The 22,947-nt window shown below is 70.1% G+C and carries 19 protein-coding genes, 2 tRNA genes and 1 pseudogene; 4 read left to right on the forward strand and 18 right to left on the reverse strand.

What is annotated here, in order from left to right; translation table 11 throughout:
• Positions 1-972, reverse strand: a complete 972-nt coding sequence (locus tag ACVWW9_RS13485) for an aldo/keto reductase (protein WP_456515908.1) — start codon at positions 970-972, stop codon at positions 1-3.
• Positions 973-1,718: 746 nt separating this feature from the next.
• On the opposite strand from ACVWW9_RS13485, the gene ACVWW9_RS13490 reads away from it, so the two are divergent.
• Positions 1,719-3,092: a hypothetical protein gene (locus ACVWW9_RS13490; protein ID WP_456515909.1), complete on the forward strand. Its 1,374-nt coding sequence runs from the start codon at positions 1,719-1,721 to the stop codon at positions 3,090-3,092.
• Positions 3,093-3,141: 49 nt separating this feature from the next.
• Here the strand turns inward: ACVWW9_RS13490 and ACVWW9_RS13495 are convergent.
• From ACVWW9_RS13495 to ACVWW9_RS13520, 6 genes and pseudogenes are all read right to left on the reverse strand, one after another.
• A pseudogene (locus ACVWW9_RS13495) lies at positions 3,142-3,741 on the reverse strand (transposase); the annotation flags it as partial.
• Between the two features lie 94 nt (positions 3,742-3,835).
• Complete coding sequence (locus tag ACVWW9_RS13500) at positions 3,836-4,318, reverse strand: Pycsar system effector family protein (RefSeq protein WP_456515910.1); 483 nt, start codon at positions 4,316-4,318, stop codon at positions 3,836-3,838.
• A 113-nt stretch (positions 4,319-4,431) separates the two neighbouring features.
• Positions 4,432-5,370 carry a hypothetical protein gene (locus ACVWW9_RS13505; protein ID WP_456515911.1) on the reverse strand — a complete coding sequence of 313 codons (939 nt, stop codon included), beginning with the start codon at positions 5,368-5,370 and terminating at the stop codon, positions 4,432-4,434.
• Positions 5,371-5,904: 534 nt separating this feature from the next.
• A tRNA-Ile gene (locus ACVWW9_RS13510) sits at positions 5,905-5,978 on the reverse strand.
• Between the two features lie 26 nt (positions 5,979-6,004).
• Positions 6,005-7,204 (reverse strand): glycosyltransferase, encoded by a 1,200-nt coding sequence (locus ACVWW9_RS13515; protein ID WP_456515912.1) that lies wholly within the window; start codon positions 7,202-7,204, stop codon positions 6,005-6,007.
• The gene (locus ACVWW9_RS13520) at positions 7,201-8,142 is read right to left on the reverse strand and encodes a DMT family transporter (RefSeq protein WP_456515913.1); all 942 of its coding nucleotides are present in this window, start codon (positions 8,140-8,142) and stop codon (positions 7,201-7,203) included. The genes ACVWW9_RS13515 and ACVWW9_RS13520 overlap by 4 nt, the downstream gene beginning before the upstream one ends.
• 41 nt (positions 8,143-8,183) lie before the next feature.
• Here ACVWW9_RS13520 and def point away from each other — a divergent pair, with 41 nt between their 5' ends.
• Positions 8,184-8,747, forward strand: a complete 564-nt coding sequence (def, locus tag ACVWW9_RS13525; RefSeq protein WP_456515914.1) for a peptide deformylase — start codon at positions 8,184-8,186, stop codon at positions 8,745-8,747.
• A 166-nt stretch (positions 8,748-8,913) separates the two neighbouring features.
• On the opposite strand, the gene ACVWW9_RS13530 is transcribed toward def, so the two are convergent.
• Positions 8,914-8,986, reverse strand: a tRNA-Asn gene (locus ACVWW9_RS13530).
• Positions 8,987-9,096: 110 nt separating this feature from the next.
• Here ACVWW9_RS13530 and ACVWW9_RS13535 point away from each other — a divergent pair.
• Positions 9,097-9,786, forward strand: a complete 690-nt coding sequence (locus tag ACVWW9_RS13535) for a hypothetical protein (RefSeq protein WP_456515915.1) — start codon at positions 9,097-9,099, stop codon at positions 9,784-9,786.
• 31 nt (positions 9,787-9,817) lie between these two features.
• On the opposite strand, the gene dnaG is transcribed toward ACVWW9_RS13535, so the two are convergent.
• Genes dnaG through ACVWW9_RS13555 form a run of 4 tightly spaced genes read right to left on the reverse strand, consistent with a single transcriptional unit; the run spans position 9,818 to position 15,447 of the window.
• A complete protein-coding gene (dnaG, locus tag ACVWW9_RS13540; RefSeq protein ID WP_456515916.1) occupies positions 9,818-11,668 on the reverse strand; it encodes a DNA primase in 1,851 nt (616 codons plus the stop codon).
• Positions 11,669-11,676: 8 nt separating this feature from the next.
• Positions 11,677-12,927: a deoxyguanosinetriphosphate triphosphohydrolase gene (locus ACVWW9_RS13545; RefSeq protein ID WP_456515917.1), complete on the reverse strand. Its 1,251-nt coding sequence runs from the start codon at positions 12,925-12,927 to the stop codon at positions 11,677-11,679.
• Positions 12,917-14,071 carry a tRNA dihydrouridine synthase DusB gene (gene dusB / locus ACVWW9_RS13550; RefSeq protein WP_456515918.1) on the reverse strand — a complete coding sequence of 385 codons (1,155 nt, stop codon included), beginning with the start codon at positions 14,069-14,071 and terminating at the stop codon, positions 12,917-12,919. Before dusB ends, ACVWW9_RS13545 begins: the two co-directional genes overlap by 11 nt.
• On the reverse strand, positions 14,068-15,447 hold the full coding sequence (locus ACVWW9_RS13555) for a glycine--tRNA ligase (protein WP_123698096.1): 1,380 nt from the start codon (positions 15,445-15,447) through the stop codon (positions 14,068-14,070). Before ACVWW9_RS13555 ends, dusB begins: the two co-directional genes overlap by 4 nt.
• A gap of 203 nt (positions 15,448-15,650) precedes the next feature.
• On the opposite strand from ACVWW9_RS13555, the gene ACVWW9_RS13560 reads away from it, so the two are divergent.
• Complete coding sequence (locus ACVWW9_RS13560; protein WP_456515919.1) at positions 15,651-16,250, forward strand: nucleotidyltransferase domain-containing protein; 600 nt, start codon at positions 15,651-15,653, stop codon at positions 16,248-16,250.
• 101 nt (positions 16,251-16,351) lie between these two features.
• On the opposite strand, the gene ACVWW9_RS13565 is transcribed toward ACVWW9_RS13560, so the two are convergent.
• The 6 genes from ACVWW9_RS13565 to ACVWW9_RS13590 form a co-directional block, all read right to left on the reverse strand.
• Positions 16,352-17,191, reverse strand: a complete 840-nt coding sequence (locus ACVWW9_RS13565) for an endo alpha-1,4 polygalactosaminidase (RefSeq protein ID WP_456515920.1) — start codon at positions 17,189-17,191, stop codon at positions 16,352-16,354.
• Complete coding sequence (locus ACVWW9_RS13570) at positions 17,191-17,967, reverse strand: isoprenyl transferase (protein WP_354260377.1); 777 nt, start codon at positions 17,965-17,967, stop codon at positions 17,191-17,193. Before ACVWW9_RS13570 ends, ACVWW9_RS13565 begins: the two co-directional genes overlap by 1 nt.
• Positions 17,964-18,695 carry a DNA repair protein RecO gene (gene recO, locus ACVWW9_RS13575; RefSeq protein ID WP_456515921.1) on the reverse strand — a complete coding sequence of 244 codons (732 nt, stop codon included), beginning with the start codon at positions 18,693-18,695 and terminating at the stop codon, positions 17,964-17,966. Before recO ends, ACVWW9_RS13570 begins: the two co-directional genes overlap by 4 nt.
• Positions 18,695-20,482 carry a 2-isopropylmalate synthase gene (gene leuA, locus ACVWW9_RS13580; protein WP_456515922.1) on the reverse strand — a complete coding sequence of 596 codons (1,788 nt, stop codon included), beginning with the start codon at positions 20,480-20,482 and terminating at the stop codon, positions 18,695-18,697. Before leuA ends, recO begins: the two co-directional genes overlap by 1 nt.
• Before the next feature lie 174 nt (positions 20,483-20,656).
• Positions 20,657-22,108, reverse strand: a complete 1,452-nt coding sequence (locus ACVWW9_RS13585) for an ABC transporter permease (RefSeq protein WP_456515923.1) — start codon at positions 22,106-22,108, stop codon at positions 20,657-20,659.
• Entirely contained in the window at positions 22,105-22,926 is an 822-nt protein-coding gene (locus tag ACVWW9_RS13590) for an ABC transporter ATP-binding protein (RefSeq protein WP_456515924.1), read from the reverse strand. The genes ACVWW9_RS13585 and ACVWW9_RS13590 overlap by 4 nt, the downstream gene beginning before the upstream one ends.
• Between the last annotated feature and the right edge of the window lie 21 nt (positions 22,927-22,947).

Consider the following 22,947-nt stretch of genomic DNA (forward strand, 5'->3'; position numbering starts at 1 on the left):
TTACTCCCGTCCGAACGAGAGCCAACGAGCGTTCCCTCTCGCACCCGAGACCCGCCCGGCGAGGCCATCGAGAACTATCAACGTTTCGGCCGACGCACGCCGCTCGATCGAGATGAGGTTCTCTTCGAGCTGTGCGATCGAACGCGCGCCAGGAATCGGCAGTACTCGGACGCCGAACTCGTCCCCTGCGTGGTGCAGCCATACGAGAGCAAGTTGTGCCGGGGTCAGCCCCTCTCGATGGGCGAGCTTGGAGAGTTCCAGAGCAACAGCTAGATTCGACGTTCGGTGATCGTCGGACAGGCGAGGCACGCGACCGCGGCCGTCGCCGCCTTGCGGTGCCGTCGTTCGTCCCGCAAGGAAGCCACGGCCAAGCGGTGCGGAGGCGATGAAGGTGACGCCGGCGCGGGCGCACGCAGGTACAACCCAACGCTCTACATCTCTGCTCCACACGGACCATTCGGATTGCACGGCCGCGATCGGATGCACGGTCGAGGCACGCTCGAGTTCGGTCGCAGTAACCTCGCTGAGCCCGAGGCTCGCGACCATTCCCTCCCGAACCAACTCGGCGAGGACCTCCATCGTCTCCTCGATCGGCACCACCGGGTCGACGCGGTGCAGAAAGAGCAGGTCGATCCTTTCGACGCCGAGACGCAAGAGGCTGGCTCCTACTGCAGCACGCAGGTAACTGCGATCGTTCCGAACGCCTCCGCGCCCTCCATCAACGAGACCCACCTTGGTCGCAACGGTCACCTCGTGGTCCCGACCGGCGATCGCGCGCCCGACGATTGACTCCCCGTCTCCGTCACCGTAGACATCGGCTGTATCGATGAGCGACACGCCGAGCTCGATCGCTCTACTCACAACCGCGAGCGCGTCGGCATCGCCCACGGGGCCATAGGCGCCCGCCAGCGCTAGCGTGCCGAGCCCCAACGAAGGCGGCCGCGCGCCGGCTCCGGGAATCAGTGCTTGCATCCGACGACGCTGGCTACTAGCCCGGGTAACGCCAGCGGCGGGTGCTCCGCGGTGCTGGCCCCTCTTGCATCCCACACACATGCATCATCATCCATGCGCCGGCGCTCTGAGCTGAACACGTTGTCGCCACGCGGCTGTAACATCGCATTCGGCGCAAGGGTGGTCCTGCACTCCACGGCCGACGTGCCGAGGAACCGGGCGGGCGAGTGCGCTACCGGCGCAGTTGACCCCGTGCCGCAGTGCGGCACTGGGCCGATTGAGTGGCGACCCGGTGCGGGATCGCAACCCATACCGAGCAGCAACTGGAGCGAAGGCTCGGATACACGTGAGCTTGCCCCGATCTCTGCCACCGGCGATGCCGAGAACCGCTTCCGCACGGCCTTCCGAGTGTTCGCGGTCAGGTGCGTTCGGAGCGACCGTTGACTGTCAGCCTCCGCGACATGCCGCAGCAGGTACGGGCAGACGTCCCAAGCACTCATCCGCCTCCGCGCCACCGCCATCCAGTACGCCTCCCTGATGTGGAAGAGGTGCGTCGTTGGCCCCGCGCCGACTTGCGCGGACCTCGACCTTCCAGCCGCGTGGGGACAGATTGGCGAAGGCAGATTGGCAAAGGCACGTGTCATGGTCAATCGGTCGCAATCCTCTTTCCTCGGCGATCGTCGCATCCACTACGGTGAAGGGCGTTCGCGGACGGGTGCTGACTTCGAGGGCGAGGCAAGCGGCGCAGCCGTGGTATCAAGGACCTCGTGCCCTTCTACGAGCGAATCGCGGATGCCGACCACGTCCTTCCTGAGGGTGTGCCGATCTCTCATCTCTACGTGGTGGCCTCTCTCGAACTCTCCGTCACCGACGGGCGCGGAACGAGTCTCGCGCTCCGGCTCCACTCGTATCCGTCGACTTTGCGCCACGAAGGCTATTGGGCCCCTCCAAATCTCCAGTATCACGTGAACCAGAAGTACGAAGCCCCCCAGAATGTCGACGAGATTGTCGCTCACTTTCACCGGTATGTTCGCGACCATGCGGAAAGGATGCTCGAAGACGTAACATTGCTCGCTGAGTCGTTCGGACTGCGAGGTGCCGTTATCGGACGCGTCGCTGAGGACCTGCTGATTGAACTCAAGCCGTCGATCAACCAGCCAACGAAGACAAACGCATTCTGCACCGTAAGGTTTGCGCTCGAGGATCTAAGAGAGCGTAGCGAAGCAAACTTAGTCGATCGAGAGGGGCGTCACGGTTTTGTTCTCTTACCGCTGGACGGGGATGCGAAGGCGGAGCTGATAAGCGAGCGACCAGATGTGAACGGTACAGGGATTCTTTCGCTCTACTTCCTTGGCAAACCCTTGATCAGCGGTCTCGGATATATCTTGCGCGACCGCGTTCGCGTAGGCGAGATCCGCAGGCGCGCAATCAACGTCGAGGACGAAGCGACGCGACTCGAGCAAACGGGTATAGTCGCAGTTGCCGATATCGCGGGCTATGGTCGTGTGCTTACCTCGAAGTATCACGGTATCTTGGCCGAAGCCAATAGCGAACGAAGGCGCTACCAGGCACTGGTGCTCGCTGCCCTCGAGACGGCTCTCACGGCGACCGGTACAACCCAGGTTCAGACTGCCGGCGATGGATTCGTTGCAGGCTACCCGACTGGGGAAGGGATGCTGCCAGCGGAGACGCTGCTTAACGTGATCAGTCAGTGGACAACGACCGTGAGACTCGTCGAGGAGATCAACACGAAGCTAGCCAACGCTAGCAATGACTCTCGGCTAGGTTCGCGAATCGCGCTGAATTATGGCGAGTATGAGTGGGGACGAATCAATGGCATCAGTTCGTTTTCGCCAGCATTCAATGGCACTGCGGTTGTCGACACCGCGCGACTTGAGCAGGGCCTTAATATTCACGTCGCCGAGCTTATCCAGTCTGGGGAGTTGGATGGTCCCCAGCACGTGCTCGTGCTGTCCTCGGCTTTCAGCGATGTTATTGATGCGGATGCACTTGAGGCCGCGCTTTCGGAGATCATCGCACAGGGTTGGGAGGACTGCGGAACTATCTCGCTCCGGGCGAAGGAACGCAAAATCGACGGCGCGCGCCTATTCCATTGGGCATCGGTTCCTTCGGCAAACTAGAATACGTCGTCCACGAGGAGCCTGCTGCACGACTTGGTGACAGTTTCGATTAGGCCGCGAGGGCCAGGCTTTTAGTCATGATGGGTCTCGATTTCGACGGGCGTCAAGCGGCCCAGGCCCGGTCGTCGGCGGCGTCGGTGGTAGGTCCACTCGATCCGGGTGAGCATTGCGGTGCGCAGGTCTTCCCGGGTGACCCATGCGTGCCGGTTGAGGACGTTCTTCTGTAGCAGTAAGAAGAACGACTCCATCGCGGCGTTCGTCGCCGGCCGCGCCGACCCTCCCCATCGATCCGTCCATGCGGTGACGGGCAAGCGCCGCTATCGCTACCCGCGAGAGGAACTGGCTGTCTCGGTCGCTGTATGCAACCGCCAACCCCGCCGCGTAGCGCGGCTGCGTTGTTGATAGCGTTGAACGCCAGCGGTGACTTCATCCGCGTGTCGATTCAGTAGCCGACGATTTCGCTGCTGAACACGTCCTTGAACGCGCAGAGGCAAAGCCTGCCCTCGACGGTGCGGTGCTCGGTGATGTCGGTCAGCCAGAGCCGGTTCGGGACATCGGCGACGAACTCGCGCTGCACCGGATCGTCGTGGACGGGCGGGCCGCCCTTCTTGCCCCTCCCTCGCGCCTTGCGCTTGCCGAACCCCGACCACCAGCGCTTGCGCGACGTGATCCCCGTGCGACCAGTCATCGGTTCCCCGACCTCCGATATGCCGAGCGTGAAGTTTGTCGAGGCTCGTCCCGGCCTAGAAGCTGGCGATACCGATGATGAGAGCGAGCGCACCGACGGAAGCGCCGGCGCATAAGGCCGACCAGATGGCGCGTTTTGCAAAGCCGGTCTTTACGGTCGCGATGCGCGCGTTCGCATGGATCTGGTCCGCAAGCTCCCTAAGGAGATCGCCAGAGTCCGATGTAAGCGCAGCAAGAGCCACCGCGTATTTCGCGCGGTCCCCCTCGAAGTGTTTGGCGATGCTGGCGAAGAAGAGCCGGTTGACTTGCCCGGGGTCCTCTTCTCCAGTGCGCAAGCGGGGGTTCAGAGTGCAGCCGCAGAACCAGGCCGCCATCACGAGAAAAACGCACGCGGCAACCGCCGTCACGTCGAACACCAGCGAACGCGCGCTCGCGTCACGCGTTAGATCGAAGACCATCGTCCCTAGTGCCCCGACGAATGCCAGTGTGACGGCTGCCTTCGCGTCCGCGTGGCGTATCCATTCGTTGATCGAGCTCAATAGGTTCCAAGCATGATCGGGCTCAGGGGCTGACGGCAACGCAGGCCGCGGTTCCGCCTTCCGCCTCCCGGTTACTCTCCTGAGCTTCAGCCAACGGATGAAGGGGACGAGGCTCATCCCAGACCCTGGCGTCGGTTGCGGTACTGCTCGCGCTTGCGGCTGGCTGTCACGCTCAGCGCGTTCTCGAACATCCGCCTTTGCAGCGACGCCCTGGCCTCTTCAACCTCGTCGCGCTTCCGCTCACCTCCCAGGACGGCGGTCACGTACTCGTCGCCGTGCGTCTCACACCAGGCCTGCTCCACCATCCGACCGAAGCGCTCGGGATTGGCCTCGGGGATCTTATCGACGGTGACGTCCCTCCAAAGGTTCGCACTCGAACCGTTACAGGGGCACGTGATCGCCAGATAGTCGTTGTTTACTATGCGGTCCCAAACAGAGCCCGTGACGATCAACTGGTGCCGTTCGGCCTGCTGAGCCGCTTTCGTGGCAAAGTTCACCGGCGTGCCAGCCCAGACCGGCTCCTGCTGCGAGAGATTGCGAGGAGTGCCGATGCGCTTGACCAGCACGCGACCAGAGGCGATCCCAACCTTGAAGCCGGTGGGGTACTCCTCCGCATGTGTCCTCCACTTCCCCTGGAGGCGGGGCACCAGGTGACGAGCGCTGAAGGTCTTGACCGTAACGCCCGCGCAGATGGCGCGCTCAAATCTACCCTCTCCCCAGAACAGCGCGAACGCACCATCACCCTGGATAGCTATGAAGTCTGCCCCAAAACGGTTGTAGATGGCGACGGTGCCGCCCGTAGCGGCCTCGTAGATGCTTGCCGTCGAGGCGCCGTGTTTGCCCGTCCCCAAGTGCGTCGAATTCTTCAAGTCCGCGACCACCGCCACGACATCAGGAACTTGAACCCACTTCCTGGCAGTGATGGGAAGGTCACTCACATCGAAGTCATCATCCCACTTCTCAACCTCCGGCTTCGAAGCGAACTCATCTCGCGTGGTGCGATCCACATCACCGAGCAGTGAATCGAGGTTGACATCAGTCTTCTGCGGCATACGTACCTCCTGCTCAAACCTTAGGGCGTGCCAGTGACGCTCCCGATCGGACCCGAACCCGGGGCTTCACCGACTCGTCGCCATGCGGCAGCGCGTAGAGAGTCGCTTGTGAGGGCGTCTCCGCGCCTTTGGCCAAGGCGCGGCTACCTACGCCTTGCCAGTGCGGGTTCTTCTCGTGGGCTCAACCCCCAGAACGCTACTGACCAAGGTCACCGCTTCGGTCGTCTCCACGGACCGGCTCCTCGTTGCATCGGTTCCTGCCGAAGCGCAGGCACGTCATCGCGCCGCTCGCACGACGGTACCCCGAACAGCGACGACCGCCGTTGACCTGAAATTGACCAGTAACGCCATTTCGTCCGATCAACGGGCTCCGAAGGGAGCGCGAGGCGATATGCGCGCCACTGCGGTGAGAAACGGCGACGAAAACAGGCAAAAATCGGTGCTTAGGCAACCAAGACCGGCGTCATCAGTGGAAACCTGACCACCTCCTAACGCTGTTGCATCACCAAGAGTGCCTTTGCCGGGGCTTTCTCGTAGGGCGGACGGGACTTGAACCCGTGACCGAGGGATTATGAGTCCCCTGCTCTGACCAGCTGAGCTACCGCCCCGAGGCCTTCCGGCCCGGAGATCGAGCCTAGCCGTGCAGCTCGACCCGGGTCTCCGGGTCGCGGATCTCCTCGCCGCGGTAGAGCCGCTCGTACGCGGTGATCGTCCGCTCGATGTCGTGCGGCGCGACCATGTCGAGGCTGTGCTGCTGGAACGTGCGGTACTCGTCGTCGTCGAGCCGGAGGATGCGCTCGAGCTTCTCCGAGAGGTCGGTCGCGTCGTCCGGCCGGAAGAGCCAGCCGTTCGCGCCGTCGCGCACGAGGTGCGGCAGGGCCATCGCATCCGCCGCCACGACCGGCAGCCCGGTCGCCATCGCCTCCATCGTCGCGATCGACTGCAGCTCAGCCGTCGACGGCATCGCGAAGACCTCCGCGGAGCGCAGGCGCTCCCGCAGCTCGTCGTCGCTCACGAAGCCGGTGAGCGTGACGCGGTCGGCGACGCGAAGATCGCGCGCGAGCGCACCCAGCTCGTCGATGAGGTCGCCGCCGCCGACGATGTCGAGGTGCCACTCGAGGTCCGCCGGCAGCTGCGAGACAGCTCGCACGAGCGTCTCGAGCCGCTTCTCGCTCGTGACGCGGCCGACGAAGACGATCCGTCCGCGCTGGCGCTCCGGGTTGGGCAGGTACTCGTCACCGGGCAGCCCGCACGAGATCGCGTGCACGCCGGTGATGCCGGTCTTGCGCTCGAGGTAGTCGGCGCTGCGTCGCGTCGGCGTCGTCACGACGTCGCAGCGGCCGAACACGGTGGCGGCGTCATGCCAGGCGAAGTCCACCGCCTTGCCGTGCATCGCGCGCGGGATGTTCGAGTGGTCCATGAGGTTCTCGAACATCAGGTGGTTGGTGCCGACGACGCGGATGCCGCGCTTCTTCGCCTCGGTCGAGAACGCGCGTCCGAGCACGAGGTGCGACTGGAAGTGCACGACGTCGGGCCGGAGCGCATCGAGCAGCGAGGCGGCGTTCTGCCAGATCCGCCACGGCTCCGCGAAGCGCAGCCACTCGTGGCCCGGGTAGAGCATCGAGCGCAGGCGGTGCACCGTGAAGCGCTGGCCCTCGTGCTCCTCGATGTGCGTGCCCTGCTTGCCGCGGCCGAGCGCCGACGCGACGACGTGCACCTCGTGGCCCCGCTTCGAGAGTCGCGCGGCGAGCCGGGTGGTGAACTTCGCGGCGCCGTTGACGTCGGGCGCGAAGGTGTCGGTCGCGATGAGGATGCGCAGCGGTCGGTCGGTCATTCGTCCTCCTCCGATGCCGCACCGGGCATCCGGATCTGGGGGTGGTGCCGGGCGAGCTGGAAGACCCCGGTGACGGCGAGCGCACCGGCGCCCGCGTAGACGATGATCGCCCACGGCGGCGTCGCGGCCGCCTCGCCGAGCACGGTGACGCCGATGAGCACGGCGATGAGCGGGTCGATGACGGTGAGGCCGGCGATCACGAGGTCGGGCGGGCCCGAGGCGTGCGCGAGCTGGACCGCATAGCTGCCGGCGAGCACGGCGACGAGCATGGCGACGGCGCAGACGACCGTGAGCCACTCGAACTGGCCGGAGATGATGCGGTTGATGACGACCTTCGAGAGCGTCACGACGAATCCGTACAGCACGCCGGCGGCGACGATGTAGAAGACGGCGTTGGCCCGCGACCGGAAGAACCACCAGAGCGCGCCGAGACCGCCGAGGGCGACGACGAGCAGCGCGAGCACCGTGAGCAGCTGCTGGTCGCGGATCGGGCGCTCGATCGCGAAGATCGCGGCGATGAACACGAAGATGCCGATGCCGATGAGGCACAGCACGATCGAGCGGACGGTGCGGTGATCGAGCCGGATGCCGGCGAGGCGCGCGTTGAGCAGCGCCGTGACGACGAGGGCGACAGCGCCGAGCGGTTGCACCACGATGAGCGGGGCGAAGGCGAGCGCCGCGAGCTGGAAGATGATCGCGAGGCCGAGCAGCAGGGTGCCGACGACCCAGGCCGGCTCGCGCAGCATCGTGAGGAGGGCCTTGCCGCCGAGCGCGGCGCCACGCTGGTCGCCCCCCTGGAAGTGGCCGACCCCGCGATGCTGGAACTGGGTGCCCACCGACAGGAACACCGCGCCCACGATCGCGAGCGGGATGCCCACGGCCTGCAGCGGCGTGAGGGAGATCTCCGCCGCGAGGTCGTCGAGCGAGGTGGACAGCACGTGTCGAACCTACCGCCGCAGGCCTCGATAGCCTGGAGGACATGACTGTTCTGCCCATCTGCATCACCGGGGAGCCGGTGCTCCACCGCGTCGCCGAGCCCGTCACCGACTTCGATGCGGAGCTCGCGACCCTCGTCGCCGACATGTTCGCGACGATGGAGGCCGCGCCGGGCGTCGGCCTCGCCGGACCGCAGGTCGGCATCGGCAAGCGCGTGTTCGTCTACGACTGGACCGATGAGGACGGGGTGCAGACGCGCGGTGTCGCGGTCAACCCGGAGCTGTGGATCACGCCGCTGCCGATCGGCGTGCCCGAGGACGACGACGAGGAGGGCTGCCTCTCGATCCCCGGTGAGCGCTTCGCGCTGCTGCGGTCCGAGCGGGCGATCCTCCGCGCGCAGGACGAGCACGGCGAGCACTACGAGCTCGAGGCATCGGGGTGGCTCGCGCGCATCCTGCAGCACGAGTTCGACCACCTCGACGGCGTGCTCTACGCCGACCGGCTGGATGCGTTCGGCACGAAGGGCGTGCAGAAGGCGATCAAGCGCAACAAGTGGGGCGTCGAGGGCCTCAGCTGGCTGCCGGGCGTGGACGACCTGGAGGGCTGACGCTCCCCCGATCTGGGGTGGTCTCGACTCGCGCGGCCGCCGGGGCGGCCGTGCGGCTCGACCAGCAGCTGCGGGTCGAGCCGGTCGGCGCGCTCTGCGCGCCGCCCGAGTCGAGACCACCGCTCCGGGCACGAGAAAGGCCCCGCCGTGAGGCGGGGCCTTGTCGCTCCCCGAGATGGACTCGAACCATCAACCTGCCGGTTAACAGCCGGCTGCTCTGCCAATTGAGCTATCGAGGATCGCTGCAGCAGCGACGACAATCGTAGCATCCCGCGCGGCCACCGGTCGCACGCCGCGGTTCCGCGCTAGCGTTCGAGCACCACTGCCGCCTGCACGCCCTGGAGCATCCATGCCCTCGTCCCGCTTCCGCCTGCCGCTCTTCGTCGTCGCCGCCGGCGCCGCGCTCACCCTCTCGGGCTGCATCGTGCTGCCCCCGCCCGTGCCGACTCTCCCGCCGCCGCCCGCGCCGACCGAGAGCCAGGCGGTGCCCGAGCCGAGCGAGACGGAGGACGTCGAGCCGACGCCCGAAGCGGGCAGCGGCGACCTCCCGGAGTACGTCGACTTCGGCACCGAGCTCGAGCCCGGCACGCTCGCCGGCTGGGAGACGAGCATCATCGTCGACGACGCCTTCGCGGTGCAGGGCGACTCCGACTTCCCGGTCGGCCCGACGATCCACGTCGTCGAGACCGCGACCGGCTGCGACATCTGGGCCTACCAGGGTGCGCAGGACAGCGCGGACACCGACGAGTACGCGAGCTCGGAGGCGACCCTCGCCGCCCTCTCCGGCACGACGACCGACGACTGGGACCCCGACACGCTCGACCTGAGCCCCTCGACGCAGGGCGTCACGGTCGCCTTCCTCTCGATCTACACCGAGGACGAGGCGACCGGCGACGCCGAGGCGTACTTCGCCCGCAACTTCCAGTCGAGCCAGTCGACAAGCTCGATCCGCGCGACCTGCGGCGGCGCGGCCGGCGGCATCGACCACATCGACGACATCATCGCCGAGCACTTCCAGATCAACTTCCTGGTCCCATAGCGGCAGAGCACTAGCTGAGCACAGGCGGCGGTCACTCCGAGCGCAGCGACCGCCGCTCGCGCTCGAGCTCGAGCAGCTGCTCCTGCAGGCGCTTCGATCCCTCCGGGTCGGCACCGCCCATGCGCTGCAGGCTGCCGAGCAGCTCGGCCTTGCGGCGCAGGATGTCGCGGTCGACGAGCGAGCCGACGATGCCGCGCACGTACGCCTTGACGCCCTCGTTCGTCGACTGCGGGATGGGCGCCATCGCGAGGGTGCGCACGAGCGGCACGATCTCGGCCGGCACCGCCTCGGCGACGCGCTCGGAGAAGTCGGTCGCCTCGATCGCGTCGAGCGAGGCGAGCACGCCGTCGCGCACGACCGCGAGGGACGGGTTCGCGATGTAGGCGGTGGCGCCGCGCACGGCGAGGTCGCGGCCCAGCACCGCGGGCTGCTGCAGCAGCGCCGAGATGGCGTCGCGCTCGAGCCGCGATGCCGGGTCGCGCTCGAGCTGGCGCAGCGCGACGTCGGCGGGCGGATGCGCGGCGGCGGCACCCTCCGCGGCGGCCGCCGGGCGCGGCCCGGCCTGCCGCACCGCCGAGCGCACCTCGTCGGGCGAGACGCCGAGCCATCCGGCGACCGTGCGCGTGTAGCCATCGGCGAGCGCGCGGTCGCGGATCGACTGCAGCACGGGCGCTGCGCGGCGCATCGCGGCGACACGGCCCTCGACGGTCTCGAGGTCGTGCTGCGCGACGATCCGGCGCAGCATGAACTCGAACAGCGGCCGCGGCTGCTGCACGAGCCGTCGCACGGCGTCGTCGCCCCGCTCGAGCCGCAGGTCGCACGGGTCGAGGCCGCCGGGCGGCACCGCGACGAACGTCTGCGCGGCGAAGCGCTGCTCCTCTGCGAACGTGCGGGCCGCCGCCTGCTGGCCCGCCTCATCCGGGTCGAAGGTGAAGACGACGCGGCCGAGCGAGCGCGTGTCGGTCGTCGACACGTCGCCGAGCACGCGCCGGAGCACCTTGATGTGGTCGACGCCGAACGACGTGCCGCACGTCGCGACCGCGGTCGTGACGCCCGCGAGGTGGCACGCCATGACATCCGTGTAGCCCTCGACCACGACCGCCTCGTGCCCGCGGGCGATGTCGCGCTTCGCGAGGTCGAGCCCGTAGAGCACCTGGCTCTTGCGGAAGATGGGCGTCTCGGGCGAGTTCAGGTACTTCGGGCCCTTGTCGTCGTCCGACAGGCGACGCGCGCCGAATCCGACGGTCGCCCCGGCGACGTCGCGGATGGGCCAGATGAGGCGGCCGCGGAAGCGGTCGTAGCTGCCGCGCTGGCCCTCGCTCAGGAGCCCTGCGCCGAGCAGCTCGGCCTCGGTGAAGCCGCGGCCCTTGAGGTGCCGTCCCAGCGCGTCGAAGGAGGCGGGGGCGAAGCCCACGCCGAAGCGCTCAGCCGCCGCGAGGTCGAAGCCCCGCTCCCCCAGGAACCGCTGCCCCAGCGCAGCGGCGGGCGTCACGAGCTGCTCGCGGAAGTACGCCTCGGCAGCGCGGCTCGCCTCGAGCAGGCGCAGCCGGCCGCTCGTCTCCTCCTGCGGCTTGCCGTCCTCGTAGTGGAGCGTGAAGCCGGCCTGTGCGGCGAAGCGCTCGACCGTCTCGGCGAACGACGTGTGGTCCATCGCCATCGCGAACTGGAAGACGTCGCCGTCCTCGCCGCAGCCGAAGCAGTGGTAGCGGCCGACGGCCGGCCGCACGTGGAACGACGGGGAGCGCTCGTCGTGGAACGGGCAGAGCCCCTTCATGCTGCCGACGCCCGCCGTCTTCAGCGTGACGTGGGCGCCGACGACGTCGACGATCGAGATGCGAGCGCGCAGCTCGTCGATGTCCTCGCGCCGGATCCGCCCCGCCATGGTCGCCCTCAGTCCCCGACGTGGCGCTCGTGCCACGCGAACGCGCCGCGGTCGGTGAGGCTCGACACCTGGTCGACGACCACGCGGGCGCGCGCGGCGTCGTCGGGCGCCTGCGCCCAGTCATCGGCGTAGGCCCGGTCGAGCGCCTCCGGCCCGATGCGCACGAGCGCGTCGCACAGCTCCTGCAGGATGCGCCGCTGGCTCGCGTAGATCGGCTGCCGGCGCTCGGCCAGGATGAAGCTCGCCGCCGTGCCCTTGAGCACCGCGATCTCGGCGCGCACCTCTCGCGGCACCTCGACGGTGGCGCCGAAGCGCGCGAGCGGCCCCTCGTGCGTCTCGCGCGTCAGCCGGCTCGCCGCGTTCGCGAAGCGGCCGATGAGCTTCGACGTGAGGTTCTTGAGCCGCGCGTGGTCGGCGCGGGAGCCGTCGAAGGAGCGCAGCCAGGTGTCGAGGTCGTCGAGCCGGTCGAAGGCGGCGAGCAGCTCGTCGCGCGTAAACTCCGGACCCACCCACGTGAGCATCGTCGAGACGAGCTCGTCGTGGCCGACGCGGCTCTGCAGCTTCGCGACGTCGACGTAGCCGCCCACGACCGCGTCCTCGAAGTCGTGCACCGAGTAGGCGATGTCGTCGGCGAGGTCCATGACCTGCGCCTCGACGCTCGGGCGTCCATCGGGCGCGCCCTCGCGCATCCACTCGAACGCCGCTCGGTCGGACTCGTAGAAGCCGAACTTGATGCGGCCCGACGCGTCGTGCACGTCACCGGCCGGCCACGGGTACTTGCACGCGGCGTCGACGGAGGCACGCGTGAGGTTGAGCCCATACGGCTGGTCGCGGATGACCTTCGGCTCGAGCCGCGTGATGACGCGGAGCGTCTGCGCGTTGCCCTCGAAGCCGCCGATCGACAGCGCCCACTCGTTGAGGCCGCGCTCGCCGTTGTGGCCGAACGGCGGATGCCCGATGTCGTGCGCGAGGCACGCGGTGTCGACGACGTCCGGGTCGAGGCGCAGCTCGCCCGCGAGCTCGCGCCCGATCTGCGCGACCTCGAGCGAGTGCGTCAGCCGCGTGCGGGAGTCGTCGAAGCCCATGGTGGGCGAGAGCACCTGCGTCTTCTGCCCGAGCCTGCGGAACGCGCTCGAGTGCAGCAGCCGCGCGCGGTCGCGGGCGAAGTCGGTGCGGGCGGAGGCGTGCGTCTCGGGCAGCCGTCGCTCGGCGTCGTGCGCGCTGTACGCCCCGATGCCGGTCCCGCGCTCAGCCGCCACGGGTGTCGCTCTCGTCCTCGATGAGCGCGGCGCGCTGCGCCGGGGTCAGCTCGGGGCTGTCGAGCCAGCCGTCGGGCAGCGCGGGCTTCCGCGGGCTGCCGGCGCGGCCGCGCTGCCCCTCGATGCCCTCGGCGACGTACGGCACGGAGTGGTCGAGCGCGCCGAGCAGGTCGTCGAGCTGCGCGAGCGACTCGACGCCGGCGAGCGCGCGACGGGCGTCGCCGCCGACCGGGTACCCCTTGAAGTACCAGGCGACGTGCTTGCGGATGTCGCGGCAGGCGCGATCCTCCTCGTCGAAGAACTCGACGAGCAGCTCGGCGTGCCGGCGGAAGGCGTCGGCGACCTGGCCGAGCGTCGGCCGGTGGCGCGCGTCGCTGCCCGAGAAGGCGGCCGCCAGGTCGCCGAACAGCCACGGTCGGCCGAGGCAGCCGCGACCGACGACGACGCCGTCGACGCCGGTCTCGCGCATCATCCGCACGGCGTCCTCCGCCTGCCAGATGTCGCCGTTGCCGAGCACCGGCACCGAGGTGACGGCCTCCTTGAGCTTCGCGATCGCCGTCCAGTCGGCGGTGCCGGAGTAGTGCTGCGCGGCGGTGCGGCCGTGCAGCGCGACGGCCGCGACGCCCGCGTCCTCGGCGATGCGGCCCGCATCCAGGAACGTCAGGTGGTCGTCGTCGATGCCCTTGCGCATCTTCACCGTCACGGGGATCTCGCCGGCCCGCTCGACCGCGCGGGTCACGATCGCGGCGAACAGGTCGCGCTTCCAGGGCAGGGCGCTGCCGCCGCCGCGGCGGGTGACCTTCGGCACCGGGCAGCCGAAGTTGAGGTCGATGTGGTCGGCGCGGTCCTCGTCGACGAGGATGCCGACGGCCTGCTCGATCGTGCGCGGGTCGACGCCGTACAGCTGCACCGAGCGCAGCGACTCCGACTCGTGGTGGCTGATGAGCCGCATCGTCTCGGGCGTGCGCTCGACGAGCGCGCGGGAGGTGATCATCTCGCTCACGTACAGGCCGGCGCCGAACTCGCGGCACAGCCGCCGGAAGGCGGTGTTCGTGATGCCGGCCATGGGCGCGAGCACGACCGGAGCGTCGAGGGCGATGGGCCCGATCGACAGCGCCGGCGTGGTGCGCACTGGAGTGCTCACGCCCCGATGAGCCCCTGCGCGAGGTGCGCCTCGAGCTCGTCGACCTTGACGCGGGTCTGCGCCATCGAGTCGCGCTCGCGCACGGTCACGGCGCCGTCCTCGAGCGAGTCGAAGTCGATCGTGACGCAGAACGGCGTGCCCACCTCGTCCTGGCGGCGGTAGCGGCGGCCGATCGCGCCGGCGTCGTCGAAGTCGATCGCCCAGAGGCTGCGCAGACGGCCGGCGATCTCGCGGGCGAGCGGCGAGAGCTGCTCGTTGCGCGACAGCGGCAGCACGGCGACCTTGACGGGCGCGAGGCGCGGGTCGAGGCGCAGCACGGTGCGGGTGTCGGTGCCGCCCTTCGCGTTCGGCACCTCCTCCTCGGCGTACGCGTCGACGAGGAACGCCATCAGGCTGCGGGTGAGGCCGAACGACGGCTCGATGACGAAGGGCGTGTAGCGCTCGCCCGTGGCCTGGTCGAAGTAGACGAGGTCCTTGCCGGACGCCTTCGAGTGCGACGAGAGGTCGAAGTCGGTGCGGTTCGCGATGCCCATGAGCTCGCCCCACTCGGATCCCTGGAAGCCGAAGCGGTACTCGACGTCGATCGTGCCGGCCGAGTAGTGCGCGCGCTCGTCCTCGGGCACCTCGAAGCGGCGCATGTTGGCCGGGTCGACGCCGAGGTCGACGAACCACGACCAGCACGCCTCGACCCAGCGGTCGAACCACTCGGGGGCGTCGTCGGGCGCGGTGAAGAACTCGATCTCCATCTGCTCGAACTCGCGCGTGCGGAAGATGAAGTTGCCGGGCGTGATCTCGTTGCGGAACGCCTTGCCGACCTGGCCGATGCCGAATGGCGGCTTCTTGCGCGAGACCGTGAGGACGTTGGAGAAGTTGACGAAGATGCCCTGCGCGGTCTCGGGGCGCAGGTAGTGCTGGCCGGCCTCGTTGTCGACCGGGCCGAGGTAGGTCTTCATGAGGCCCGAGAACATCTGCGGCTCGGTCCACTTGCCGGTCGTGCCGCAGTCGGGGCAGGTGATCTCCTCCATCGAGGCGGCGGCGCGGCCCTTCTTGGCCTCGAACGCCTCCTCGAGGTGGTCCTGGCGGTGCCGCTTGTGGCACTGCAGGCACTCGACGAGCGGGTCGGTGAAGGTCGCGACGTGACCGGACGCCTGCCACACGGCCGAGGGCAGGATGATCGACGAGTCGAGGCCGACCATGTCGTCGCGGCCCTGCACGAACGTCTTCCACCACTGGCGCTTGATGTTCTCCTTGAGCGCCACGCCGAGGGGCCCGTAGTCCCACGCCGACCGGGATCCGCCGTAGATCTCGCCCGCCTGGAACACGAAGCCGCGTCGCTTCGCGAGGTTGATGACGGCGTCGAGACGGTTCTGCACCACGGGGGCTCCTTGAGATCGGTCGCGCGCCGACCGCCCGGGCCGGTCAGCCCGAGCCGCGCGCGCGGCACGTGAACCTCGATTCTACCGAGCGCGGGGCGCGATCGCGGCGCACGCCGGCGCCGGTGTGCACGTGGGGCGAGACGGCGCTGGGATAGGCTCATCCCTCGGGGCGTCAGCGCCCCGATCGCGTGCGAGGAGGCTTGATGCGGAGCGAGGAGCGGCGGGAGCTCTACGGGGCTTGGGCGGAGCGCTGGCCCAGCGATGCAGCCGAGCTGCTCGACGGCTACTCCGGTGCGTGGTGGATCGGCGGCAGCTGGGCGATCGACGTCGCGACCGGCCGCCGGCGCGAGCACGGCGACCTCGACATCGTCATCCCCCGCAGCGAGCTCAGCCTCCTGCGCGGCTGGCTCGGCGGCAAGTGGCAGCTGTGGTCCACGTTCCAGGGCGCGCTCAAGCCGCTGCTCCCCCACGACTCCGACGTGCTGCCGATCGGCACGACGAGCATCTGGCTGCGCCACAGCGCCTACGGCCAGTGGGAGTACGAGGTGCTCCTCGACCCGAGCGACAGCGAGTCGTGGCGGTTCCGCCGCGACACGGCCGTGACGATGCCGCTGGACGATGCGCTCGTGACGGTCGACGGCATCCGCTTCGCGAAGCCGCAGATCGTGCTGGCCTACGCGGCTGCGGAGCACGTCGACGTCGCGTGGCTCGACGAGGCGCTGCCCTCGCTCGACGCCGACGCGCGCGCGTGGCTCGCCGAGCGCCTCGCCGACGACCACCCCTGGCGCGCCCGGCTCAACTGACGCGCGGCCCCGCCGCCGAGTGCGGAGCGCCGAGCTTCCCGAAACTCCGGGTTCTCGGCTCGAAAACCCCGAGTTCGGGGAAGTTCGGCGGATGAGGTCGGTCAGCAGCGCTCGAGGACGTGGGCCGGGTCGTCCGGCGTCGTGAGGTCGAGGTCGCGGAGCACCGTGAGCGGCGGCTGGTCCGCGCGCTCGCACACGGCCGCGAAGCCGCCCTCGGGCAGCTCGCCCTCGTACTCGACCGCGAGGTGGCGCTCGTAGAGCGCGCCGTAGTCGTCGCACTCGTCGAAGCGCGCGCACTCCTCGGTGACCACGAGGTCGAAGCCAGCGGCGGGCCCGGCGTCGCCCGCCTCGAGCGCGTTCTTCTGCGCCACCGCGATGCCCGCCTCGTGCGCGCGGGCGGTCAGCAGCGCCGCGAGCGCCAGGTTGCCCTCCGCGTCGAGACCGTCGGCGCGCGTCCACGAGTCGAGGTTGTCGAGCTCGACCGCCTCGTAGCCGGCGTCGGCGCAGCCGTCGATCCAGCCGCCGACGACGCCGGCGACCGCGTCGCGCGCGACGGCCGTCGACGTGTCGAGGATGCGCTCGTCGGGCCAAGCCGGATCGACCACCGGCTCGCCGTCGTCGCCGCGCAGCAGCAGCTCGGGGTGCTCGCTGAGCCACCAGTCGAGCTCGCCCGGCTGCGTCTGGAAGCCGTTCACGTAGCAGACGTCGATCGCGACGCCCGCGGGCGCCGCCTCGCGGTCGCGCACGACCACGGTCACGCCGTCGCCCGGCTCGTACGCGCCGCCGAGCTGGTAGTCGAGCCCGCCCGCCTCGGCCTCGGCCCAGAGCGCGGCGAAGGCAGCCTCGTCGAACGCGCCCGCCGGCGCCGGCTCGGGATCGGCCGGCGCGCATCCGACCACTGCGAGCAGCACGGCCGCCGCGGCGGCGATCGCGCGGCGCATCACGCCTTGGGCGCGTCGACGGCGCCGCCGAAGCGGCGGTCCCGCCCGGTGTAGACGTCGAGCGCCCGCCACAGGTCGCGGCGCGTGAAGTCGGGCCACAGCCGGTCGAGGAACACCATCTCGGCGTAGGCCCCCTGCAGCGTGAGGAAGTTCGAGATGCGCTGCTCGCCGGACGAGCGGATGTAGAGGTCGACGTCCGGCACGTCGGGGTTGTACATGCGGCTGCGCACGAGTCGATCGGTCACGCCGGAGGGCTTGAGCCGCCCGGCCGCGACGTCGTCGGCGATCGAGCGCACCGCATCCGCGATCTCGTGCGTGCCGCCGTAGTTCACGCACATCTGCAGCGTCATCGTCGAGTTGCCGGCCGTGCGGCGCTCCGCCTCCTCGAGCTCGCGGATCACCGAGGTCCAGAGCCGCGGCCGGCGCCCGGCCCAGCGCACGCGCACGCCCCAGGCGTCGAGCTGGTCGCGGCGGCGGCGCAGCACGTCCTTGTTGAAGCCCATGAGGAAGCGCACCTCGTCGGGGCTGCGCTTCCAGTTCTCGGTCGAGAAGGCGTAGACCGACAGGTGCTGCACGCCCGCCTGCAGCGCGCCCGCGACGACGTCGAGCAGCACGGCCTCGCCGGCGGCGTGGCCCTGCGTGCGCGTGAGCCCGCGCTGGTTCGCCCAGCGGCCGTTGCCGTCCATGATGATCGCGACGTGCGCGGGCACGGTGCCCGGCTCGTAGGCCGGCGGGTGCTCGCCCGTCCAGTCGACGGGCCGCAGCGGCTCGCTCACTGCACGCCGCGATCGACGTGCTCGAGGCTGCGCAGGCCGCGCTCGAGGTGCCACTGCACGTAGGCGGCGACGGCACCGGATGCGCGGGTACGGACACCCTGGTGGGCGGCCTCCGCGTGCGCCCAGTCCCCCGTCAGCAGCGCCGACAGCAGGTCGAGCGTCGGCTCGTCGATGCGCAGCGACCCCGGGGGCGCCGCCTGGTCGGCGACCATGCCGCCCAGCCGCGGCACGAAGGCGCGGTGCGGACCCGGCTCGCCGGTGACGGCGCAGTCGCCGAACGAGGGCGCCCATCCGGCGACCGAGAGCGCCCGCAGCAGGTAGGAGTCGAGCGTCAGCGACGGGTCGTGCTCCTGGCGCGCGAGCGACCGCAGGGCGCCGACGAGCAGCAGGTACTGCTGCCGGGAGGCGTCCTCGTCGGTGAGCCGGTCGGCCGTCTCGACCATCGCGGCCGCCGCGGTGTAGCTGCGGTAGTCGGCGACGATCACCGGCGCGTAGCTGCCGAGCGTCACCGCCTGCGTGACGATGTCGAGGCTGCGGCCGACCGCGAGCTGCAGGTCGGCGACCATGAAGGGCTCGAGCCGGCCCCCGAACCGCGACGAGGTGCGCCGCACGCCGCGGGCGACGGCACGGACCTTGCCGTGCTCGCGCGTCAGCAGCGTGACGATGCGGTCGGCCTCCCCCAGCTGGTGGGTGCGGAGGACGACCCCCTCGTCGCGGTACGTGGGCACTAGGCGGAGACGTGCTCGGCGGTCGCGCGCTCCTCCGCCTGCACGGGGCCTGCGGCGCGCAGCCCGCGGTTCACGGCCGAGACGATCGCCCGCAGCGACGCGTTCGTCGACGAGTGGTCGATGCCGACGCCCCAGTAGCGCACCCCGCCGAGCTCGAGCTCGACGTAGGACGCCGCCTGGGCGTCCTGGCCCTCGGCGAGCGTGTGCTCGACGTAGTCGATGAGCGAGACCTCGACGCCCTCGGCGCGCAGCAGCGACAGCAGGGCATCGATCGGGCCGTTGCCGGCCGACTCGACGTCGCGCAGCGTCTGCTCGTCGCGCAGCACGACCGTCAGGCGCGTCTCGCCGCCGAGCGACGACGACGAGCCGACCTCGCGCAGCTCGAAGCGGCCCCACTGGTCCTCCGCCTCGCGCGACGGGTTGGGCAAGTACTCGTCGCTGAAGATCGTCCAGATCGCGTCGCTCGTGACCTCGCCGCCCTCGCTGTCGGTGCGGCCCTGCACGATGTTCGAGAACTCGATCTGCAGGCGGCGCGGCAGGTCGAGCCCGCGGTCGGCCTTCAGCAGGTAGGCGACGCCGCCCTTGCCCGACTGCGAGTTCACCCGGATGACGGCCTCGTAGCTGCGGCCGACGTCCTTCGGGTCGATCGGCAGGTAGGGCACGGCCCAGGTGATCTCGTCGACGCTCTTGCCCTGCGCGGCCGCATCCTCGGCCATCCGCTCGAAGCCCTTCTTGATGGCGTCCTGGTGGGAGCCCGAGAAGGCGGTGTAGACGAGGTCGCCTGCCCAGGGGCTGCGCTCGTGCACCTTGAGCTGGTTGCAGTGCTCGGCGACCCGGCGGATGCCGTCGAGGTCGGAGAAGTCGATCTCGGGGTCGATGCCCTGCGTCAGCAGGTTGAGGCCCAGCGCGACGAGGTCGACGTTGCCGGTGCGCTCGCCGTTGCCGAACAGGCAGCCTTCGATGCGGTCGGCGCCGGCCATGTAGCCGAGCTCCGCCGCCGCGATGCCCGTGCCGCGGTCGTTGTGCGGGTGCAGCGACAGGATCACGGAGTCGCGGCGCGCGAGGTTGCGGTGCATCCACTCGATCGAGTCGGCGTAGACGTTGGGCGTCGCCATCTCGACGGTCGCGGGCAGGTTGATGATGACCGGGCGCTCGGGGCGCGCGTCGAACGTCTCGATGATCGCGTTGCAGACCTCGACGGCGTAGTCGAGCTCGGTGCCGGTGTACGACTCCGGGCTGTACTCGTAGAAGACCTGCGTGCGCTCGAGCATGCCCTCGAGCTCGAGGCACAGCTTCGCGCCGTCGACGGCGATCTGCTTGACGCCCTCGCGGTCGGAGCGGAAGACGACGTCGCGCTGCAGCACGCTCGTCGAGTTGTAGATGTGCACGATCGCCTGCTTGGCGCCGTCGATCGACTCGAACGTGCGGCGGATGAGGTGGTCGCGGCACTGCGTCAGCACCTGGATGGTGACGTCGTCGGGGATGAGGTCCTCGTCGATGAGCTTGCGCACGAAGTCGAAGTCGAGCTGGCTCGCGGACGGGAACCCGACCTCGATCTCCTTGTAGCCCATCCGCACCAGCAGCTGGAACATCATCAGCTTGCGGTCGGGGGTCATCGGGTCGATGAGCGCCTGGTTGCCGTCGCGGAGGTCGACGGCGCACCAGCGGGGCGCGCGCTCGATGCGCTTCGTCGGCCACGTCCGGTCGGGGAGGTCGACCCGGATCTGCTCGTGGTACGGGGTGTAGCGGTGCGCCGGCATCCCGCTCGGCTGCTGCATGTTCTTCATCGTTCGCTCCTGTCGCTGCTCTCGTGTCCGGGCAGGACGGCCTCCGCGACGAGGAAGCCCGGGGTCAGGCCTCGTCGCGGCGACGAAGGAGCAGCGCGCTCTGCATGGGGCCAGCGTACACCCCCGCCCCTCCCGGGCAGGGTGGGGCAGGGGTGGTAGTGGCGCCGCGGCGGGTCAGTCGGCCGCGACGGCGGCGAGCGGCGCGATGCGCGACGCGCGCCGGCCGGCGGGCCAGCTCGCCGTCGCAGCGACGAGGAGTCCGGCGATCGCGAGCGCGACCGGCAGCTGCCACGGGATCGTCGGCGCGGTCGAGACGACCCCGAGCACCGAGCCCACCATCGACTGCACGCCGATCCAGCCGAGCAGCACGCCCATGGCGAAGCCGGTCGTCACGGCGACGATCGTGATGGCGCCCGCCTCGGCCAGCAGCATCCGCATGGTGTGCGCGCGACGCATGCCGAGCATCCGCAGCAGGCCGATCTCGCGGGTGCGGCGGCGCACCGACAGCAGCATCGCGGCGACGAAGCCGAGCACGCCGAGCACTGCCGAGAACCCGACGATCGCCGTGACGACGGTCGTCACGCCGGTGAGCAGCGCCTCGAGCTCGGCGCGGAACACCGGGTCGCGCTCGATGGTGAGCACGGCGGTCGTCAGCGACGCGCCGGCGGTCACCATCATCGTGACGATCGCGGCACCGACGAAGAGCGCGAGCACGAGCGATGCCGTGCGGCCCGGATGCGTCGCGAGCGTGCCCGCGGCGACGCGCGCCGGCACCGAGCGCCCCATGGCACGGCCGGCGAGTGCGACGAGCGGCGGGGCGACGACCGGCGCGATGCCGACGATGCCGACGACGAGCACGACCCCACCGGCGAAGCCGACGAGCACCGCGAGCGGTGTGACGGCGCCGAGCAGGACGGCGCCCGCGAGGAGCAGCGCAGCGATGGCGAGCGCGGCGAGCGCCACGGCGCGGCGCGGTCGGCGCCCGGTGGTCTCGGCGTCGACGCCCGAGCCGCGGAGCGCCTCGAGCGGGGTGACGGCGAGCACCGCGCCGGTCGCGAGCCACGCGGCGACGGCGGCCGCGACGGCCACCGCCGCTGCCGGCACGATGGCGGCGGGCATGACCGGGGGCATGCCGACGAGTTCGAAGCCGCCGGAGAGCTGCGAGAGCAGCGCCTCGACCGGGATCGTGGCGAGCACGCCGACGCCCCAGCCGAGCGCGGCGCCACCCACGCCAACGCCGACGAAGCGGCCGAGCATCCGTCGCCGCTCCGCGCGCGCGGTGGCGCCGAGCAGGCGGCGCAGCGCGATCTCGCCACGCAGGTCCTCGACGGCGCTCGTGAGCGCCTGGCGGACGACGATCGCGGCGACGACGACCGAGACGCCGATGAGCAGCGTGCCGGCGAGCGCGAGCAGCAGCCGCGCCGTCTCGCTCTCGGCGACCATCCGCTCGCCGTAGAGGGCGAGCGCGGCGTGCTCCATGAGCGTCGAGAGCGCGGTGCCGAAGGCGGCGGCGAGCGCGGCGACCGCGAAGGCGAGCACTGCGCCGGTGCGCGAGGACGCGGTCGCGGCACGCGCGGTGCGGGGCGCTGCCACGGGTGCGTCCGCCGCCGCGAGCGACGCGGTCATCGCGAGCCGCCGTCGATGTCGCGGCCGCTCGTGGACCCGATCCCGGCTGCCGGACCCGAGATCCGGGGTCCAGCGGCCGGGACGGGGTCCATCACGTCGACGCGCCGCAGCATCCGCTGGGCGATGGTGGCGGCATCCGTCGCCGGCAGGTCGTCGTCGATGCGGCCGTCGCGCAGCAGCACGACGCGCTCGGCGCGAGCCGCCACCGCGGGGTCGTGCGTGACGACGACGATCGCCTGGCCGGCGGCGGCCTGGGCGACGAGGATCTCCTGCACCTCGAGCGAGGTGGCGCTGTCGAGCGCGCCGGTCGGCTCGTCGGCGAGCACGATCGCGGGGCGGTGCGCGAGCGCGCGGGCGATGGCGAAGCGCTGCTGCTGACCGCCCGAGAGCTCGTGCGGGCGGCGGGCCGCGAGGCCGGCGATGCCGAGGTCGTCGAGCAGCGTGCGGATGCGCGCGCCGTCGGGCTCGTGGCCGGCGAGCAACGCGGGCAGCTGCACATTCTCGAGCGCGGTGAGGCTCGGGACGAGGTTGAACGACTGGAAGACGACGCCGACCTCTCGGCGGCGGAGCGCCGTGAGCGCGTCGTCGTCGAGCCCCACGACGGAGGTGCCGCCGATGACGACATCGCCGGAGGTGGGCGCGTCGAGGCCTGCGGCGAGGTGGAGGAGGGTCGACTTGCCGGAGCCGGACTGCCCCATGACGGCGGTGAGCGTGCCGGGGGCGATCTCGAGGTCGAGGTGGTCGAGGGCGGTGACGGATGCGTCGCCGAGGCCGAAGCGCTTCGTGACGGCGCGGAGCCGGAGTGCGTGCTGGTGCATGCTCATCAGTCAACGCGGCGG

It is taken from the genome of Agrococcus sp. UYP33 (assembly GCF_054060915.1).

What these genes read in the sequence shown, in the direction of transcription:
- ACVWW9_RS13585 (WP_456515923.1), bottom strand. Translation starts at nt 22,108, where the DNA reads ATGACCGCGTCGCTCGCGGCGGCGGACGCACCCGTGGCAGCGCCCCGC.
- ACVWW9_RS13560 (WP_456515919.1), top strand. Translation starts at nt 15,651, where the DNA reads ATGCGGAGCGAGGAGCGGCGGGAGCTCTACGGGGCTTGGGCGGAGCGC.
- ACVWW9_RS13565 (WP_456515920.1), bottom strand. Translation starts at nt 17,191, where the DNA reads ATGCGCCGCGCGATCGCCGCCGCGGCGGCCGTGCTGCTCGCAGTGGTC.
- leuA (WP_456515922.1), bottom strand. Translation starts at nt 20,482, where the DNA reads ATGAAGAACATGCAGCAGCCGAGCGGGATGCCGGCGCACCGCTACACC.
- ACVWW9_RS13505 (WP_456515911.1), bottom strand. Translation starts at nt 5,370, where the DNA reads ATGCCGCAGAAGACTGATGTCAACCTCGATTCACTGCTCGGTGATGTG.
- ACVWW9_RS13515 (WP_456515912.1), bottom strand. Translation starts at nt 7,204, where the DNA reads ATGACCGACCGACCGCTGCGCATCCTCATCGCGACCGACACCTTCGCG.
- ACVWW9_RS13590 (WP_456515924.1), bottom strand. Translation starts at nt 22,926, where the DNA reads ATGCACCAGCACGCACTCCGGCTCCGCGCCGTCACGAAGCGCTTCGGC.
- def (WP_456515914.1), top strand. Translation starts at nt 8,184, where the DNA reads ATGACTGTTCTGCCCATCTGCATCACCGGGGAGCCGGTGCTCCACCGC.
- dnaG (WP_456515916.1), bottom strand. Translation starts at nt 11,668, where the DNA reads ATGGCGGGGCGGATCCGGCGCGAGGACATCGACGAGCTGCGCGCTCGC.
- ACVWW9_RS13485 (WP_456515908.1), bottom strand. Translation starts at nt 972, where the DNA reads ATGCAAGCACTGATTCCCGGAGCCGGCGCGCGGCCGCCTTCGTTGGGG.
- ACVWW9_RS13535 (WP_456515915.1), top strand. Translation starts at nt 9,097, where the DNA reads ATGCCCTCGTCCCGCTTCCGCCTGCCGCTCTTCGTCGTCGCCGCCGGC.